Source organism: Halomonas sp. SIMBA_159, from assembly GCF_046536035.1.
GTDB lineage: Bacteria > Pseudomonadota > Gammaproteobacteria > Pseudomonadales > Halomonadaceae > Vreelandella > Vreelandella venusta_A.
In genome coordinates this window covers 1-255 of record NZ_JAWJBT010001055.1, presented here as the reverse complement: position 1 = coordinate 255, position 255 = coordinate 1, and the positions used below count along the sequence as shown (strand labels likewise).

General features: G+C 57.6%; 1 protein-coding gene. It reads left to right on the top strand.

The window, feature by feature from the left end; genetic code table 11:
* Positions 1-255: substrate-binding domain-containing protein (locus tag R0J87_RS22510; RefSeq protein ID WP_498889107.1), on the top strand; the 255-nt coding region annotated here is incomplete at both ends.

The following is a 255-nucleotide window of genomic DNA, read 5'->3' as shown; positions in this document are numbered from 1 at the left end:
GCGATTCGCATGGCGAACCGCTCAACGATCCCTGTCCTGACCCTGGACCGTGGCGCCAGCCGGGGTGAGGTGGTGAGTCATATTGCTTCAGATAATGTTGCCGGTGGTGAAATGGCAGGCAAATACATCATGGAAAAAGTGGGTGAGCAGGCCAAAGTCATTCAGCTGGAAGGCATTGCCGGAACCTCAGCTGCCCGCGAGCGGGGCGAAGGTTTCATGAAAGCCGTAAAGGGCAGTCAGATGGAGCTGCTGGCC